This window comes from Nocardia salmonicida NBRC 13393 (assembly GCF_001613085.1).
Classification (GTDB): Bacteria; Actinomycetota; Actinomycetes; order Mycobacteriales; family Mycobacteriaceae; genus Nocardia; species Nocardia salmonicida.
Genome location: NZ_BDBR01000036.1, coordinates 102,685 through 118,668, shown reverse-complemented (window position 1 = coordinate 118,668; position 15,984 = coordinate 102,685). Strand labels below are relative to the sequence as shown.

The 15,984-nt window shown below is 67.3% G+C and carries 17 protein-coding genes and 1 tRNA gene; 10 read left to right on the top strand and 8 right to left on the bottom strand.

Translation table 11 applies throughout. The features are described from left to right. A partial coding sequence (locus tag NS1_RS28980; RefSeq protein WP_157125440.1) for an MMPL family transporter occupies nucleotides 1–528 on the top strand: 528 nt, incomplete at its 5' end. Between the two features lie 46 nt (nucleotides 529–574). Here NS1_RS28980 and NS1_RS28975 read toward each other — a convergent pair. Next, entirely contained in the window at nucleotides 575–823 is a 249-nt protein-coding gene (locus tag NS1_RS28975) for a hypothetical protein (protein WP_235569860.1), read from the bottom strand. 322 nt (nucleotides 824–1,145) lie between these two features. Here NS1_RS28975 and NS1_RS28970 point away from each other — a divergent pair, with 322 nt between their 5' ends. Beyond that, nucleotides 1,146–2,114, top strand: coding sequence for a GlxA family transcriptional regulator (locus tag NS1_RS28970; protein WP_062989513.1), 969 nt, complete (start codon nucleotides 1,146–1,148; stop codon nucleotides 2,112–2,114). Between the two features lie 178 nt (nucleotides 2,115–2,292). On the opposite strand, the gene NS1_RS28965 is transcribed toward NS1_RS28970, so the two are convergent. Continuing rightward, nucleotides 2,293–3,453 (bottom strand): helix-turn-helix domain-containing protein, encoded by a 1,161-nt coding sequence (locus tag NS1_RS28965; RefSeq protein ID WP_062989511.1) that lies wholly within the window; start codon nucleotides 3,451–3,453, stop codon nucleotides 2,293–2,295. Between the two features lie 245 nt (nucleotides 3,454–3,698). Between NS1_RS28965 and NS1_RS28960 the strand changes: the two genes are divergently transcribed. From NS1_RS28960 to NS1_RS41215, 5 genes are all read left to right on the top strand, one after another. After that, entirely contained in the window at nucleotides 3,699–3,953 is a 255-nt protein-coding gene (locus NS1_RS28960; RefSeq protein ID WP_157125439.1) for a hypothetical protein, read from the top strand. Continuing rightward, on the top strand, nucleotides 3,950–4,357 hold the full coding sequence (locus NS1_RS28955) for a hypothetical protein (protein ID WP_062989507.1): 408 nt from the start codon (nucleotides 3,950–3,952) through the stop codon (nucleotides 4,355–4,357). Before NS1_RS28960 ends, NS1_RS28955 begins: the two co-directional genes overlap by 4 nt. Before the next feature lie 155 nt (nucleotides 4,358–4,512). Then, the gene (locus NS1_RS28950) at nucleotides 4,513–5,007 is read left to right on the top strand and encodes a hypothetical protein (protein WP_062989505.1); all 495 of its coding nucleotides are present in this window, start codon (nucleotides 4,513–4,515) and stop codon (nucleotides 5,005–5,007) included. A 120-nt stretch (nucleotides 5,008–5,127) separates the two neighbouring features. Next, entirely contained in the window at nucleotides 5,128–6,879 is a 1,752-nt protein-coding gene (locus NS1_RS28945; RefSeq protein WP_157125438.1) for a hypothetical protein, read from the top strand. 363 nt (nucleotides 6,880–7,242) lie between these two features. After that, the gene (locus NS1_RS41215) at nucleotides 7,243–7,545 is read left to right on the top strand and encodes a tyrosine-type recombinase/integrase (RefSeq protein WP_063816299.1); all 303 of its coding nucleotides are present in this window, start codon (nucleotides 7,243–7,245) and stop codon (nucleotides 7,543–7,545) included. Nucleotides 7,546–7,560: 15 nt separating this feature from the next. On the opposite strand, the gene NS1_RS28935 is transcribed toward NS1_RS41215, so the two are convergent. From NS1_RS28935 to NS1_RS28925, 3 genes are all read right to left on the bottom strand, one after another. After that, nucleotides 7,561–7,651, bottom strand: a tRNA-Ser gene (locus tag NS1_RS28935). Nucleotides 7,652–7,697: 46 nt separating this feature from the next. After that, nucleotides 7,698–8,132: a nucleoside deaminase gene (locus NS1_RS28930; protein WP_157125443.1), complete on the bottom strand. Its 435-nt coding sequence runs from the start codon at nucleotides 8,130–8,132 to the stop codon at nucleotides 7,698–7,700. 11 nt (nucleotides 8,133–8,143) lie between these two features. Next, nucleotides 8,144–8,683 carry a tRNA adenosine deaminase-associated protein gene (locus NS1_RS28925; RefSeq protein ID WP_062989500.1) on the bottom strand — a complete coding sequence of 180 codons (540 nt, stop codon included), beginning with the start codon at nucleotides 8,681–8,683 and terminating at the stop codon, nucleotides 8,144–8,146. A gap of 58 nt (nucleotides 8,684–8,741) precedes the next feature. Here NS1_RS28925 and NS1_RS28920 point away from each other — a divergent pair, with 58 nt between their 5' ends. Further along, the gene (locus NS1_RS28920; RefSeq protein WP_157125437.1) at nucleotides 8,742–9,689 is read left to right on the top strand and encodes a prephenate dehydrogenase; all 948 of its coding nucleotides are present in this window, start codon (nucleotides 8,742–8,744) and stop codon (nucleotides 9,687–9,689) included. An 18-nt stretch (nucleotides 9,690–9,707) separates the two neighbouring features. Here NS1_RS28920 and NS1_RS28915 read toward each other — a convergent pair whose 3' ends face one another. From NS1_RS28915 to NS1_RS28905, 3 genes are read right to left on the bottom strand one after another with little or no spacing between them, the layout of a single operon-like run. After that, entirely contained in the window at nucleotides 9,708–10,325 is a 618-nt protein-coding gene (locus tag NS1_RS28915; RefSeq protein ID WP_131816641.1) for a putative glycolipid-binding domain-containing protein, read from the bottom strand. 49 nt (nucleotides 10,326–10,374) lie between these two features. Beyond that, the gene (locus NS1_RS28910) at nucleotides 10,375–12,234 is read right to left on the bottom strand and encodes an ABC transporter ATP-binding protein (protein ID WP_084504590.1); all 1,860 of its coding nucleotides are present in this window, start codon (nucleotides 12,232–12,234) and stop codon (nucleotides 10,375–10,377) included. Next, complete coding sequence (locus tag NS1_RS28905) at nucleotides 12,231–13,979, bottom strand: ABC transporter ATP-binding protein (RefSeq protein ID WP_169812853.1); 1,749 nt, start codon at nucleotides 13,977–13,979, stop codon at nucleotides 12,231–12,233. The genes NS1_RS28910 and NS1_RS28905 overlap by 4 nt, the downstream gene beginning before the upstream one ends. A gap of 435 nt (nucleotides 13,980–14,414) precedes the next feature. On the opposite strand from NS1_RS28905, the gene NS1_RS28900 reads away from it, so the two are divergent. Further along, entirely contained in the window at nucleotides 14,415–15,548 is a 1,134-nt protein-coding gene (locus NS1_RS28900) for a DNA cytosine methyltransferase (protein ID WP_062989530.1), read from the top strand. Beyond that, nucleotides 15,545–15,979 (top strand): very short patch repair endonuclease, encoded by a 435-nt coding sequence (locus NS1_RS28895; protein WP_062989498.1) that lies wholly within the window; start codon nucleotides 15,545–15,547, stop codon nucleotides 15,977–15,979. The genes NS1_RS28900 and NS1_RS28895 overlap by 4 nt, the downstream gene beginning before the upstream one ends. The last annotated feature ends 5 nt before the right edge of the window (nucleotides 15,980–15,984 follow it).

The following is a 15,984-nucleotide window of genomic DNA, read 5'->3' as shown; positions in this document are numbered from 1 at the left end:
CTCGGCTTCCTGTTGTCCATGGCGGCCACCTTCGGCGCGACGGTGCTGATCTTCCAGGAGGGCGAGCTCGGGCTGATCAAGGATCCACATCCGCTGGTCAGCTTCCTACCGATCATGTTGATCGGCTTGGTATTCGGGTTGGCGATGGACTACCAGGTGTTCCTGGTGACCCGCATGCGCGAGGAATACGTCCACGGCTCCGATCCCACCGATGCCGTGATCAAGGGCTATCACCACGGTGCGCGAGTGGTGACCTCGGCGGCGATCATCATGATCTCGGTGTTCGGTTCGTTCCTGCTGGAATCCGACGTCACCGCCAAGTCGATGGGCTTCGCGCTGGCGGCGGGCGTGGCCTTGGACGCGTTCGTCGTCCGGATGGTGCTCATTCCCGCTTTGCTTGTGCTGCTGGGCAAGTGGGCGTGGTGGATGCCGAAGTGGCTGGACCGGATCGTGCCCGATATCGACGTCGAAGGCTCGCGGCTGCGCGAGATCCAAGCCGATCAGCGCGAGGTCGCGCCGGTGCCGTAAGGCTGAGCATCGATGGCCGGGGAACTCTGGTTCCCCGGCCATTTCTCTATTGACTCGGCTGCGGCACTTGGCATTCGGTGACACGAGGATTGAGCCCGATGTAGTTCGCCGGCCCCGCCGCGGCCGTGACCGCGATGGTCGCCCAGTCCGAACATTGCTTGGGCAGGTGAGCGAAGTGGTGCCGCTGACCAGCGGCGAGCAGCCCGACGGCAACCCAGCCGAGCACGATGAGAACCATGAGTTTTCCCCCGAGCCCCATCCCGGACTTCGCGGGTGGCGGCTGTCGCCCGCGCATAAACATCGTTCCTTCCAGGATTCGGTGTAACCCAGTCTATTACGCGAGGAATACACCGCAGGTCGGACGCAGGTGAATACCCGACGACAGATCGTGCCCGCTCTCGAACCGCGACCGTTATCGGGGGCCGCACTCGCTCCCACACTGTGGCTTCCGGCTTCCGCGCCGAGCCTCGACAGGCGGGCGGATGCCGTGCCTGATCGCGTTCGCGGCGTGGATTCCGATGGCGAAGTCCTTCAGTCGCTTCAACATATCTCCATGGTCGGACTTCCGCGTCATCAGCAGAAGTGGCGTAGATGACGACTATCGCTAAGATTTAGACATGAGCTCTGTGTCCGTGCTTGCCTACGACGGGATGACGGCGTTCGAGACCGGCATCGTCATCGAGGTCTTCGGTCTGACCTGGCCCGATATCGAGCAGCCCTGGTACGAGCTGAAGATCTGCACCGAAACCCCCGACCCCATCCGCGTGATCGGCGGCGCGACCATGACCACCCCGTACGGTCTCGCCGAGTTCGCCGCCGCCGATACGGTCGTCGTCCCGAGCGTCGCCGACCCCCGTGCGCGGACCTCGCCGGAATTGATCGACGCGCTCCGCCGGGCGCACAGCAACGGCTCCCGGATCGTGTCGATCTGCTCGGGCGCCTTCGCCCTCGCCGCCGCGGGCCTGCTCGACGGCCGCCGAGCCACCACCCACTGGCGATACGCCGATCTACTGCGCGAGCGCTATCCCGCTGTCGACGTCGACCCCGAACCGCTCTACACCGACGAAGGCGACATCCTCACCAGCGCGGGCTGCGCCGCGGGCCTCGACCTGGCCCTGCACCTGGTGCGCACCGACCTCGGCGCCTCCGTCGCCAACGCGGTCGCCCGTCGACTCGTCATCCAGCCACACCGCACGGGCGGCCAAGCCCAGTACATCGAATCCCCCATGCCCCCCGAACCCCTCGACGCGCCCATCGCCCGCAGCCTCTCCTGGGCACTCGAACACCTCGCCGACCCGATCGGCGTGCCCGACCTGGCCCGGGTGGCAGGCCTGTCCCCCCGCACCTACCTGCGCCATTTCGTCCGGGAAACCGGCGCCACCCCGAGCAAATGGCTGATCGCCCAGCGGATTCAGGCAGCCCTGGCAATGCTCGAGACCGGCGACGCACCGATCGAAGAGATCGCGACCGCAGCCGGTTTCGCCACCCCGGTCACCTTCCGACACCACTTCACCCGAGCCGTCCGAACCTCACCCTCGTCCTACCGCCGCGCTTTCCAGACAAGAAAAAGCCCCCCACCTACGTGAACAAGTGAGGGGCTCTTGGCGGTGGCGGAGGGATTCGAACCCTTCCAATGCCGCTGGGCAGAGCCATAAAACCCGCCTGACCTGCTGAAACTCGTTACTGGTGATGAGTGGAAATGACGGTAGATCAGGCGGGGTTGTGGGCAATATGTGGGCACCGCGACCGTGGCAGCGGACGCGCCTACACCGTTGCGCCGAGCCAGTGCGCGAACCCCAACAGGCTCTCCGACTGCCGACGCTGCGCCGCGGCGATCCCGTACATGGTTTCGCGCACCGACGGGTGTAGGCGCGTCTGTTGCGGGGCCGCCGCGCGGGCCTTATTCAGCGAGACCAACGCCTTATCTGGCTTGCCTGACATGAGCCATGCGCGGGCGTTGTCCTGCCAGTGGTGGGCGATCCTGGTCGGCGGGGCGCTCGCCGAGTAGGAGAGTTCGGCACCGGTGAGCGCCGCCCGGTTCGGGTCACCGGATTCCAATTCGACTGCGTGCGAATGTATTTCGACGTTCAGCGGGCCGAATGCGGTCATGTAGAGATCGGTCTCACCGGTTCGGTCGGCCAGTTCCCGCGCTGCCTCGACGTGGCTCACGGCGCCCGAGTAGTTGAGCTTGCGTGCCTCGTTGATTGCCCCGGCGAGGTGCGAGTACCCGGCGAGCACCATTCCTGGCGCGGTGTCGTCGGCGGTGGAAATCGCACTGTCGATGAGCTGGGTGGCCACGCCAGATTCCCCGTAGTGGGTGAGTATGCGGGCGCGCGCCAACGCCGAGAACGCACCATAGTTCGGATCGTCGCCGAGGGGCGCGTACCCGTCGGCGAGGTCGAGCGCGGGCAGCGCGAGCATGAGATGGCCGGTGCGGCGGGCTGACCACTCGGCGAGGATGTACGCCGAGGACAGCAGCGAGTACGCGCGCGCTTGGCCGTCGCCGGTGAGGTCACGAGCGGCGCCGTGCAGGCGGCGGATGATCGCGGGTAGTACCTCGATGGTCTGGCGGGTGCGGTCGCTGCGGTACAGATCCTGTGCCGCGGTGAGGTCGGCCTCAATCTGTGCCAGCTGGCCCGGCTCGTCGGCGCGGGCGTATCTGCCTTCGGCGAGCAGCACGGATAGTTCGTTGACCGCGTTGGCGAGAGGCTTGCCATCGTCGAACGGTGCACCGGTGAGCTGTTCGGGGGTGATCCGCAGAGCGCTCGCCACGGCAGAGATGAACCCCGGCGAGGCAGGCTCGCGGCCTTGTTCGACAGCCTTGACCATGCTCAGGCTGTACCCGGAGCGGGCAGCGAGCTGGCGTTGGTCCAGACCGGCGATCTTGCGTTCGGCCGCGAGGGCTTTCCCTACGTGTGTCCCCATAGTCCGAGGGTAGATCGATACGTCTCGGGTGTCCCGTTCTGTCTCTGTCCCTTTCCTGTCCCTCGATGCCCTTGCGCGCAGCGAATCTGATTGCAGCCGCGCCGCCGGGTGGCCCTCATCCCCCGGCGGCGGAGGCACACCAACTCTGGAGAGAGAAGGCCGTTATGTGGGGGATAGAGCGGGATATTCAGGTGCCGGAGCAACAGCGAGTACCGGAGCCACGCACCGCGGCGAACGCGGTCACGGTGCAGGAAATCATCGACCGAATCAGCAGTGAGCACGAAGCGGAGGGCCGCCCGTCGCCGGTCCTGGACCATGCCGCACCACGCGGACCGATCACGGTCGACTATGCGCGGATCCTGATGCGGCAGCATCGGCCATGCCACCGCGACGAGTGCCCGGCGAAACGATGCGCGTTCGCGCTGTTGGTGGACAAGGGGATCATGTCCCCGAGCCCATCGGCCGGGCAGCTCGAACCGGGAAGGATCCGGGCGTCATGAATGACGAAGACCCGGCGCGGGAACTGTCCGCGTTGCACGCCGACACAACCGCCGCGATCGACGCGGCCACGCCCCAACCGGCCGAACCGGACGACCTGGTCGGGCCGGTCGTCCTCACCAACGGCATGTGGGCGACCAAATCAAATGGCTGGTGGCGGGTGACCATCGACCGAGACGGCACCCTCGAAACGTTCTGCCGATACACGGCCGCCACTCTCGACCGGTGCCGCCAGTGGGCCGCTGTCGTGGGCCCGCATCCCCTGCCTAATGGCATGTGGGGGACCTGGAGCAAGGGCTTTTGGTGGCTCACCCGCGACCGCGAAGGTGTCGACCCTGTCGGCCGCCGGTGTGCGTTCTCGTTGGACGAGTGCCACGAGTGGGCCGAGAAGCTCACACCGCAGTGAAACGCTGACGACATCTCACATGGCCAGGTAGCTCTGCGGCAGCGTCAACGAGCCTGATCAGCAGATCCGTTGGGTTGCCCGTTTCACCGAAGGACTCTAGATATGCTGGCAACCTGCACGGATCGACAGCACACCGAGCATGCCGGGAGGGCATCGTGGGCGAAGACCGACCGTACTCAGAGATCGAACACCGCAGGCTCGCGAAGCAGCAGCGTAGCCCGGAGTTCCGGGAGTGGCTGGCAGCCGAGGCCGAAGACCTCGCCCACCTCATCAACATCACCCCCGGACTCGCCGAACTCGACGACCCCTGGACCGTTGAGGGTTTGGCGGCCATCGAGCGCGCCGCGATGGAACGCATGCCCAGCCCGTCCGAGACCGCCACAGACGACGAAATGGCGTACCTGTCGTTGTGCGCACGCGGAATCGGCCACACCTATCTCCGTGCCATCGGCGCCGGGAAGTGGGTGTGGGTGCGGATCTACGACGAAAACCCGCTCGGGCCCGCGCTGGAACTCCCCGGCCACACGTTCTGGACTGATCCAGGCGAGTCGATCCGCGACGTCATCTTCGATCGGCGACCGGGATGGCTTGCCGAACAACTGCACCGCCTCACCGAATGGACCCGCTCGCACACCGTGCAGGCGATCTAACAGCCCTGACAGTCAGGACCGGGAATGACCGGCCCTCAATCCGACGACAGCCACGACGTCGTCCCGCGCACTGATCGAGGACTCACCGAGGCCGGAGATGCCGGTCACCGCGCCTATGTGATGGCGAAGATCGCCGAGGCCGCTACCCGGCTCGACAAGATCCGGGCCCCGCTGGACTGGCAACGCCAGGTCGAGATGTTCGGCGACCAGAAGTTGTTGCACGACATGCTCATGCACGGGTACCAGAAACTCCAGGGGCGCACACCGGAGACTGGTTGGCGCAACGAGCACCCGCAGCACACGGCCGCCGGGCTGCGACGCCACGACGCCGCACTCGTCGCGCAACGGGCCGGGCAGACCGTCGTGAAGGCCGTCGCTGAATTCAAGGCCGGGTCGGTCAGCGAAGCGGACGGGCTCAAACAGCTCGAAAAGGAACGCATCCTCCTGGCGTCCGGGCGGACGAAGGAACGCAGCGAGTACATCATCCGGGCGGAACGACCGCCGCACCCCGCGGTGATGCGCGAAGCCCAACAGCTCGCGAAGGACTACCCCGGCAAGTTCGTGGTTGTCGAGCTGTCAGAGTCGCAGTTCGAGCGCGCGGTGGAGGCCGGCCGCCCGATTGTGCGGGCGAAGACGGTCGAGAAGCTCGGGCACCTGATCGAAAAGGTGCGTGACTCTCCTGAGTTGCGGACCGTGCCGCACGCGCTGGAGCAGTTCACCCGCGAGATCGAGAAGGCGAAAGAGAGAAGCAACCCGATCGGGTTGGAGGCGTTGGTTCAGGCCCGCGATGATCTGGCATACCTGGTAGAGGCCGACAAGTTGTTCACCCAGCGTGTCGACAAAGCCGCACGCGAAGCGTCACTGTTGCGGTTGAAGGAATCGCAGATCGTCGAGCAGGTACAAGCCCAGCAACGCGACCAACGCGCGCAGGCGCTGTGGCAGCAGGTGGCGCGGGTGGACCGCGAAATCGTGCTGTCCGCGGTGACCGCTGTACGTGCGAAGGTGCCCGCCAAAACCCCAGTGCAGCAGTTGGAGCTGCCGGGGGTCGATCCTGTGATGGCTCGCGCCATGGGCGGGATGATGCACCTGGTGCAGCAGCGCGAGATCAAGGATCGTTTGGTGTTGGAGCGGGAAGTGTTGCAGGGGTTGACTTTACCGACACCAATGCATCGTGAGGTCGCCGAACTCGTGCTGTCGCAGCAGCGCGACACCCCCAATCAGGCGGTCACGATCGAACATGTGGTGGCGGGTGAGCAGGCCGTTCGCGAGCGGGAGGCGCGCGAGCTGGAGAAGGTCCGTGCGGTGCAAGCGCGGGAGGTTCGGGAGCGGGAAAACCGGGAGCTGATGGCCCGCGTTGTCGCCGCCCACAACAAGCATTTGGAGAAGGCCGCCCGCGAGCAAGCTCAGCCACGTGGTGTGGACCGGCTCGATGACCAGCGCCGGAAGGAACGGTCGCTGGAGTTGGCGCAAGGGTTGCGGTTGGACGCGCAACGTCTTGTTGAGAAGGGTGTCGACGCACGGGTGGTCGACGCGATCGCACGGGGTCAGGCACGGGCGGACGACAAAGCCCATGCCTTGGTCGTCGAGGTCGGGGACGGCGTCCGATGGGTGGACAAGGACAGTCAGGAAGTGGCGCTCGCCAAACAGATCCAGCTGATCGAGCGCGGTACGGACCTGAGTCTGGTGCAGACACGGCAGATGGTGGACCGGGGCAAAGCGTCAGCCGGGGTGGCGTTGTCGCGCGAGGATTTGGAGCGGCAGCGCGAAGAGTTGGAGCGCGAGCGTCAGCGTGAGCGGCATCCCGAGGGGAAGTCACGGGTCCGCCGGGGCCCCGAACGAGGACGTGAACGCGGGATCGAACGCGGGAGGTAGTTACGGTTCGGCGAGATCGGCCAACGTATCACCTACCGCGACGCCCAGCCCGTAACGCGTGCCGATCCTGCCTGCTATGTACGCAAGCGCGGTCGGCGGCTGCATTGCTTCGATACATGGCGAAACCACATCGAATCACGTTGGGGCGCAACACCTGTCACCGACATCGAACTCGACGCCGCCGAGACCTGGATAGCGGACATGGGCCGCACGGTGGGCACACCAAGAGTCGTAAGGTGCGGCCGGTGCCGGTCCCCAATTCGTCCTGGACGAACTCTCGGTGCAGTGCCGTGGCCGTGCCCGTACCTCGCTGGTGTTCGCCGACGGCACGGACTATCTACCCCGGCCGGAGTCGTCCGGCGGATGGTTCGCTGGCGCGGTGAATCGGCGAAGGTTCAGGCGATCACCCCGCATGAACTCCGGCACTCCTGCGCATCGCTGGCGGTATCGGCGAACGTGAACGTGCTGGCGCTGGCACGGATGCTCGGCCACGCGGACGCGAGTGTGACTCTGCGTGTGTACGCAGATCTGTTCGACAGCGATCTCGACCGCGCAGCCGAGTCGATCCACGCGGCCCTATGCCCGGCCGGCGTGCGGGCACAATGTGCCCACGGCACCCGAACAGCACTGCGGTACGGCATGAAAAAGCCTCTGACCTGGGCTTAGCAGGTCAGAGGCTGTTGGCGGTGGCGGAGGGATTTGAACCCTCGGAGGGGGGTTACCCCTCACACGCTTTCGAGGCGTGCTCCTTAGGCCGCTCGGACACGCCACCGCCGACTACGGTACCGGAGTGGGTGGGCGATTGTTAAATCGGCTGGTCAGCGTTGGTTTTTGAAGAAGGTGTCGAGGAGGGCGACGCAGTCCGATTCGAGGATGCCGCCGCGGACTTCGGGGCGGTGGTTGAGGCGGCGGTCGCGGACCACGTCCCAGAGCGAGCCGACGGCACCGGTTTTGGGTTCCCACGCACCGAAGACGACCTTGCCGACCCGGGCCAGCACCAGCGCGCCCGCGCACATGGTGCACGGTTCGAGGGTGACGGCCAGGGTCGCGCCCTCGAGACGCCATCCGTCACCGTGGACGGCGGCGGCCGCACGCAGGGCGAGCACTTCGGCGTGGGCGGTGGGGTCGCCGAGGGCTTCCCTGGCGTTGGTGGCGCGCGCGAGTTCGCGGCCCTGTGAGTCGAAGACGACGGCGCCGACCGGCACATCGCGCGGGTCGGCGTCGGCTGCGGCCGCCAGGGCGGCGCGCATCATCTCTTCGTCGGTCACCTCGGCATTTTGTCCAGGACCGCGGCGAACTCGTCGGCGAAACCGAGGCGCTGGGCGATCATGCCGAGCTGCTCGTCGGGATAGAGGTCGGTTTCGGCGATGATCACGCTGAGGACCGGTTCGGGGAGGCCGAGGTCGGCCAGGACGCCGAGATCACCCTCTTCCCACGGTTCGACGTCGTCGAGGTCGTCGGGGTCGATATCGGGGATCTCGACATTGAGCGCGTCGAGGACGTCGGCGGCGATGTCGTAGTCGATCGCCGCGGTCGCGTCGGAGACGAGCAGGAGGGTGCCGCTCGGCGCGGGACGCAACACGATGAAGAATTCGTCGTCGACGTCGATCAGGCCGAACACCGCACCTGAGCTGCGCAAAGCCTTCAGTTCGGTCTCCGCGGCCGACAGATCGTGCAGGGCATCGGAGCTGAGCGGGCTGACCCGCCACGTGCCTTCTTCGCGGACCACGGCCACTGCGAACCCTTCGACGTCGAAGTCGTCATCCGACGTCGCCCTGTTCGTGCCCGAGCGCTGTGCTGCCATGGACCAAACGGTAGTCTGTCCCACCCCTAATGATGAACTCGTGTGCCAATCTGTTCCGATGAGCATCGACGAGCGTGGGGCTGTTTGCGTCCTCGGGACCGGCCTGATCGGCGGTTCACTGCTGCGCGCCGCCGCCGCATCGGGCTACCGGACGTTCGGCTACAACCGCTCCGAATCCGGGGTTTCCGCGGCGTGTCAGGACGGCTTCGACGTCTCCGGCGACCTGTCCGCGGTGCTGATTCGGGCCGCCGAAGCGAGCGCGCTGCTGGTAATCGCGGTACCGATGCCCGCCGTCGCATCTCTGCTGGCCGACATCGCCGCGCTCGCGCCCGGTTGCCCGCTGACCGATGTGGTGAGTGTGAAGGGGCCGGTGCTGGACGCGGTGCGGAAGCATGGGCTCGAGGCCCTGTATGTGGGTGGGCATCCGATGACCGGCACCGCCCAATCCGGTTGGGCTGCAACAGATTCAGATCTCTTCCAGGGTGCCGTATGGGCCGTCGGGGTGGACGAGGGCACGCGAGCAGAACCGTGGTCGCGAGTGGTACGGCTCGCCTTGGATTGCGGGTCGGTGGTGGTTCCGGTGCTCGCCGAGGAACACGATCAGGCCGTCGCGCGGATCTCGCATCTGCCGCACGTACTGGCCGAAGCGCTGGCCGCTGCGGGCGCCGAGGGTGGGAAGCTGGCGCTCGGTCTGGCGGCGGGTTCGTTCCGCGACGGTACCCGCGTCGCGGGTACCGCCCCCGACCTCGTGCGCGCCATCTGCGAACCGAACGCGGCCGCGCTGGGACGGGTCCTCGACGAAACCATCGAGACACTCGTCACCGCACGCGATTCCCTGCGTGCGGACGGCGACCTCGGCGAACTTGTCGAGACGGGTTTCCGCGGTCGCACCGCCTACGACGACCGCACGACCTGGGACATCACCGGCATCACTCCCGGCACCGGCGACTGGCTCGGCGAACTGCATCGTGCGGGTCGCGACGGTGGCGTGCTGCGCGCACTTTGAGTCCCTGCCTTCGCCGGATCAGGCGCGCTCGGCCAGTCCCGGATAGTCCAGGACGAAACCTTCCGGGTCGACCGTCAGGGTGGCGCTCGATACCGGGGACAGGACGTTGATGCCGTCGGCCGCGCTCGAGTAGGTGAGCTCGGCCTCCTGCACCAGCAGGTCGGGTAGTCGCACGTAGACGACCGGGACCTGGACGTCGCCGACGGCGTGTTGCAGGCTGAACCGCCGGATCGGCAGGGTGTTGAAGAACGGACTCAGCACCACGTCGACGTCGAGTGCGCCGCCGAAGGTGGAGCGCACGTGGGTCCCGCCCGCGTCGACGAGCCAGTAGTTCTCCTCGTCACGCGAGATCGAGGCGTGGCGTTCACCGGCCGCGGTGGTGGTGCGCAGCGACAACCGCCGCGTGGCGCCCGCCTCATCGGTGACAAGGTCGTAAGACGCGCTGAACGCCGGGTGCTCGTCGCCGGCACTACCTATCAGTCGGCCCGCCGCCCTGATCCGATTGCCGTTCACCGTCACGCGCACCGATTCCATGCGGGAGTTGTCGTGGGCACGCCAGGTGAGCACCGTAGGCCACCGGGAGGCCGGTTTGATCTCGGTGGGGCCGTCGGCCGGGCCCGGGGCTGGGGTCGTCACCTCTCTACGGTAAGCGACACCAGCCCCGCCGCCACACAACACGGGCGCATCACACCAGCGAATCCCGCCAGGCGGCGTGCAATCCGGCGAAGCGTCCCTGGCCCGCGATCAGCTCGGTCGGTGCGCCGTCCTCCACGATCCGGCCGCCGTCGAGCACCAGCACCCGGTCGGCAATGGCCACGGTGGACAGTCGGTGCGCGATGATCACGGCCGTGCGGTCGCGAAGCAGCGTCTCCAGCGCGTGCTGAACCAGTCGCTCACCGGGGATGTCCAGGCTGGACGTGGCCTCGTCGAGCACGATCACCGCCGGATCGGCCAGGAACACCCGTGCGAACGCCACCAGCTGACGCTGCCCCGCCGACAGCCTGCCGCCGCGCGTGCGCACGTCGGTGGCATACCCGTCGGGCAGTCCCGCGACGAACGCGTCCAGCCCCACCGCACGCGCGGCCGCGGCGACCTCGGCGTCGGTCGCGTCGGGCCTGCCGAGCCGGATGTTGTCGGCGATGGTGCCGGAGAACAGGTAGGCCTCCTGCGTGATCATCACGACGTGCCTGCGCAGCTCGGCATCGGCCAGGTGGCGCAGATCCACCTCGTCGAGGGTGATGACGCCACCGGTCGGGTCGTAGAACCGGGTGAGCAGTTTCGCCAGCGTCGACTTGCCCGCGCCCGTGGCGCCGACCAGCGCCACCACCTGTCCGGCCGGGATCTCCAGGTCGAACTCCGGCAGCACCGAAGTGGCGTTGTAGCCGAAGCTGACCTTGTCCATCCGCACCGCGCCGGTCGAGCGGTCGAGGGTGGCCGGGCGTTCCGGTTCGGCGACGGCCGGTTCCTCCTCGAGCACGCCGGAGATCTTCTCCAGCGCCGCGGCGGCGGACTGGTAGGAGTTGAACACCTGCGCGAGCTCGTCGAGCGGGCCGTAGAACTGGTCGAGGTAGAGCAGGTACGCGGCGAGCACACCGATCGCGAGGTTGCCCTCCATCACCTGCCACGCGCCGACCAGCAGCACGATCACCGTGGTGAGCTTGCCGATGAAATTCGACAGCCCGACGTAGTCGCCCATTCCGCGAACCGCGCCGGTGGTCGCCTTCTGGTACACCGAGTCCTCCGCGCCGAGGACCTCCTCGTTGCGGTGTTCGCGACGGAATGCCTGCACCGCGCGCATGCCGCTCATCGATTCGACGAACTGCACGACAACGCGCGAGATCGCACCGCGCGTGCGCCGGTAGCCCGCCCGTTGACGCCGCTGCGCCCACCGGGTGACCAGCACCAGCGGCACGAACCCGATCAACACGATCGAGGCGAGCATCGGATCGAGCCAGATCAGCAGCGCCGCGATGGTCACCACCGAGATCACCGCGCTCAGCGCCTGATTCAGCGCGCCTTCGAGCAGCTCCTGCAGGGCCTCGATATCGCTGGTGAGCCGGGTGACGACCTTGCCCGAGGTGTACTTCTCGTGGAAGGACACGCTCAACCGCTGTGTGTGCTGGAACGCGCGCACCCGCAGATCGAACAGCACCCGCTGACTCAGCCACCCGGAGGCCCGCAGGAAGGCGAACGTGGTGAGCCCCGACAGCACCGTCACCCCGACGAAGCCGGCGACGGTCGCGAGCATCGGCGTCCAATTGCCCTGGCGGCCTTGGCTGATGCCGTGGTCGAGGCCGTAGGCGATGAACAGCGGCAGCGACACCTTGGCCACGTTGTCGAGCAGGATCAGGACGAAGGTTCCGATCGCCTGCTTGCGGTAGGGGCGCACCAGATCGAGGAGCAGTCGCCGGGATCGACCGGCCAGCACCAGGTTTCCGGTTCCGGTGACGGTGTCGTCCTCCTTGGCGATACCCCGCCAGTCGGCGGCCAGATCGGATTCCTTCTCCGGCGCTGCCTCTTCCGGTGTCACGGTCTCGGTGCTCATGCCTCACCTCCCATCAGTTCGCGGTAGTGGCTGCTCGTGCGCAGCAGTTTTTCGTGTCTGCCCTCGGCGACGATGCGACCGTCGGCGAGTAGGGCGACGCGGTCGGCCAGTGCGGCGGTGGACGGCCGGTGCGCGACGAGCAGCGTGGTCGCTCCGGAGAGCACCGAGCGCAGCCGATCCTGCACGCGCTCTTCGGTTTCCACGTCCAAGGCCGAGAGCGGATCGTCGAGGACCATGATCCGGCCGGTCGCCGCGGTGTCACCGGTGAGCACGGCCCTGGCCAGGGCCAGACGCTGACGCTGTCCGCCGGACAGACTCATGCCTTGCTCGCCGATGCGGGTGTCGAGCCCCCACGGCAACGCGTCGACGAACTCGCCCGCCTGGGCGATATCGAGCGCCTGACGCACATCGGCGTCGGTGGCGCGCGGGTCGCCCAGTGCGACGTTCTCGCGCACGCTGGCCGAGAACAGCACCGGTTCCTCGAAGGCCACCGTCACCACCCGGCGCAGTTCGGCCAGCCGCAGGGTGGCGATATCGACGCCGTCGATGGTGATGCTGCCGCCGCTCACGTCGTAGAGCCGGGGAATCAGCTCGAGCAGCGCGGTTTTACCGCTGCCCGTCGCACCGACGAGCGCGACCGTCTCCCCCGGCCTGATCCGCAGCGAAATCTCTTCCAGCACGGTGTGCTCCGGCCCGTCTCCGGATCGCGGGTAAGCGAAGCGGACACGGTCGATCACCAGTTCCCCGCGCAGCGCGGTGGGAAGTTCCGCGGGGTTCGGCGGGTCGGCGATGTCGAGCGGGGTATCGATGATCTCCCAGAAGCGATCGGCCGCGGTGCGCGCCTCGAACAGCTCCGACAACAGGAACCCGAGCCAGATGATCGGCCACTGCAGGAACGTGGCAAGGGTGATGCTCGCGACGAGCGTGCCCATCGTCATCGACCCGTGCACCACCGAGTAGCCGCCCACCCCGAGCGACACCGCGATAGACGCGGTCGGCAGGGTCACCAACGCCGCCCACAGTGTCGCGTCGAGGCGCACCTTCTCCATCTCGGTGCGCCGCAGTTCCCTGGACAGGGCGGTGAAGCGGGTACCGAAGAACTGGCCACGACCCAGCGCCTTGAGCACCCGCACGCCCTGCGCGGATTCCTGGGCGATGGTGGCCAGGTCGCCGGACTGGTCCTGCGAACGGCGCGAGGCCACCTCGAACCGTCGGACGAATCGCGCGCAGAACAGCGTCAACGGCAGGGACGTGACCGTGAAGATCAGTCCCACTTGCCAATTCATCGCGAACAGCACGATCAGCCCGGTGGGCATGATCACCCCGTTGACGATGAGGAACGGGCCCGCGAACGCGACGAACCGCCGCAGCACCGACAGATCGTCGATGGCGCGCGAGAGCAGCTGGCCCGACTGCCAGCCGTCGTGGCGTCCGATCGAGAGCGCCTGCAGCTGGGTGAAAAGCTTGGCGCGCATGGTGATCTCGAACATCGTCGAAGGCTTCGATACCAGCCATCGCCTGCCCCACATGCCGAACGATTCGAGCGAGCCGAGCAGAAAGATCAGCGCGACCGGCGCCAGCAAGCCGACGAAATCGCGCTGCGCGATCGGCCCGTCGACCACCCGCGCGATAACGAGCGGAATCGCGATCGCGGTGCTCGCGGTAACGATCGCCAGCGCGTTCGCCAACAGCAGCGGCACCCGATAGGGGCGGAGAAAGGGCAGAAATCGCCTCAGCGACCGCATTGCCCCACTCGACCGCGGCGCAGGCCGCTCCGATCTGTCGGCCTCCGATTCGGCAGCCGCCAGCTCTGATGTGACAGACAAAACTCCCCCTTGATGCCCGGTCGGCTGGTTGGTTTTCCGGTACGGACGCCAGGTGATGTTCGCACCGGGGTCCGACAAGTTCGGCCCTTCAAGAGTCCCAGAGCACCCCCACCTCCAGCCACCGATTTTCCTCCCGGCAACGCCCCTTCGTCCACCGATGTGACCCAACGCCGCCCCACCGTCCATCTGATGAAGCAGTCGGCCCCTCGGCCGCTTGTTCGCGGTCGGCTCGCTGTTCAGCGGGCCCGATACAATGCGGCGCAGGCACGAGTATCGGCCGCCGAACAGCGGGCCGTTCAGGGCCGCGAACTCGAGCGCGGCCGCGCTCCGAAGACACAGGGGTCGTTGATGCGGATGGTCGGGTTGTTCGCCGGGATCGGCGGGCTCGAACTCGGTCTGAGCAGGCATGGCTGGACCTCGGAGCTGCTGTGCGAGATCGACCCCGGCGCCCAGGGTGTCCTTTCGGCTCGATTCCCCGATACCGACCTGCACGGCGACATCACCCGACTGCGTTCACTGCCCGCGGGCACCGAGCTCGTCGCGGCCGGTTTTCCCTGCCAGGACCTGTCACAGGCCGGGCGCACGGCGGGCATCACCGGGCGTCGATCCGGCCTGGTCGACGAGGTGTTCCGGCTGGTTCGCAGGCAGCGTGGGCCGCGCTGGTTGTTGATCGAGAATGTCCCGTTCATGCTGCAGCTGGGTCGTGGTGCGGCGATGCGCCACATCACCGCCGCGCTGGAGGAGCTCGGGTACGCCTGGGCGTACCGGGTCGTCGACGGCCGCGCGTTCGGCTTGCCGCAGCGGCGTCAGCGCGTACTGATGCTGGCTTCGCGCACCGAGGACCCCCGTCAGGTGCTGTTCGGCGACGACGCGGGCCCCCGCGACTACGGCGACCCGGAGCGCGATCCGTGTGGTTTCTACTGGACCGAAGGTGTGCGTGGCCTCGGCTGGGCGGTGAACGCCGTGCCGACCCTCAAGGGTGGCTCCGGGCTCGGCATCGCCAGTCCGCCTGCGATCCGGCTGCCCGCGGGCGAGATCGTGACGCCGGGCATCGTCGACGGTGAACGATTACAAGGCTTCGACGCCGACTGGACCGCCCCCGCCATCGACGTTCCCGGCGTGCGCCACGGTCATCGTTGGAAACTGGTGGGCAACGCGGTGAGTGTGCGGATGGCGAACTGGGTCGGTGAACGCCTGGCCGCACCGTCGGACCCGCTCACCGTGGGAGAACCGATTACCGCGGGCCAACCATGGCCGAGCGCGGCCTGGGGTCACGCGGGCGTCGTGCACCGCGTTCCCCTCTCCACCTGGCCGGTCCACGAACCCTACGAGGACCTGAAGAACTTCCTCACCGAACCTCGTCTGCTCTCTCCCCGCGCGACGGCGGGATTCCTGCGTCGCACCGAGATGGGAAACCTGCGCTTTCCACCCGGATTCCTCGACGATGTCCGCGACCACCTCGACCGCATGGGCGGCTGGGCGGCATGAGCGCGCGGCGGGCCTTGTCGCCACCGACCGACGCGGCGACGAGCGCACGCATGTCCAAGCAGCGACGCGCGAACACCGCTCCCGAGCTGGCACTACGCCGCGAATTACACCGCGCCGGCCTGCGCTATTTCGTCGACCGACCGCCCATCAAAGGCCAACGTCGGCGTGCGGATGTGGTGTTTCCCCGGCTGCGCATCGCCGTGTATGTCGACGGGTGTTTCTGGCATCGCTGCCCTGCTCACGCGACCGATCCGAAGAACAACGCGCAGTGGTGGGCCGACAAATTGGCGGGCAATGTCGCCCGCGACCGGGCCACCGATGCCGCGCTGACGGCGGCGGGCTGGCGGGTCGTGCGGGTGTGGGAGCACGAGAATCCGCACGCGGCAGCTGAGCGGATAACCGCACTGGTGGAGCGATCAAAGCCCAGCTGACCTGC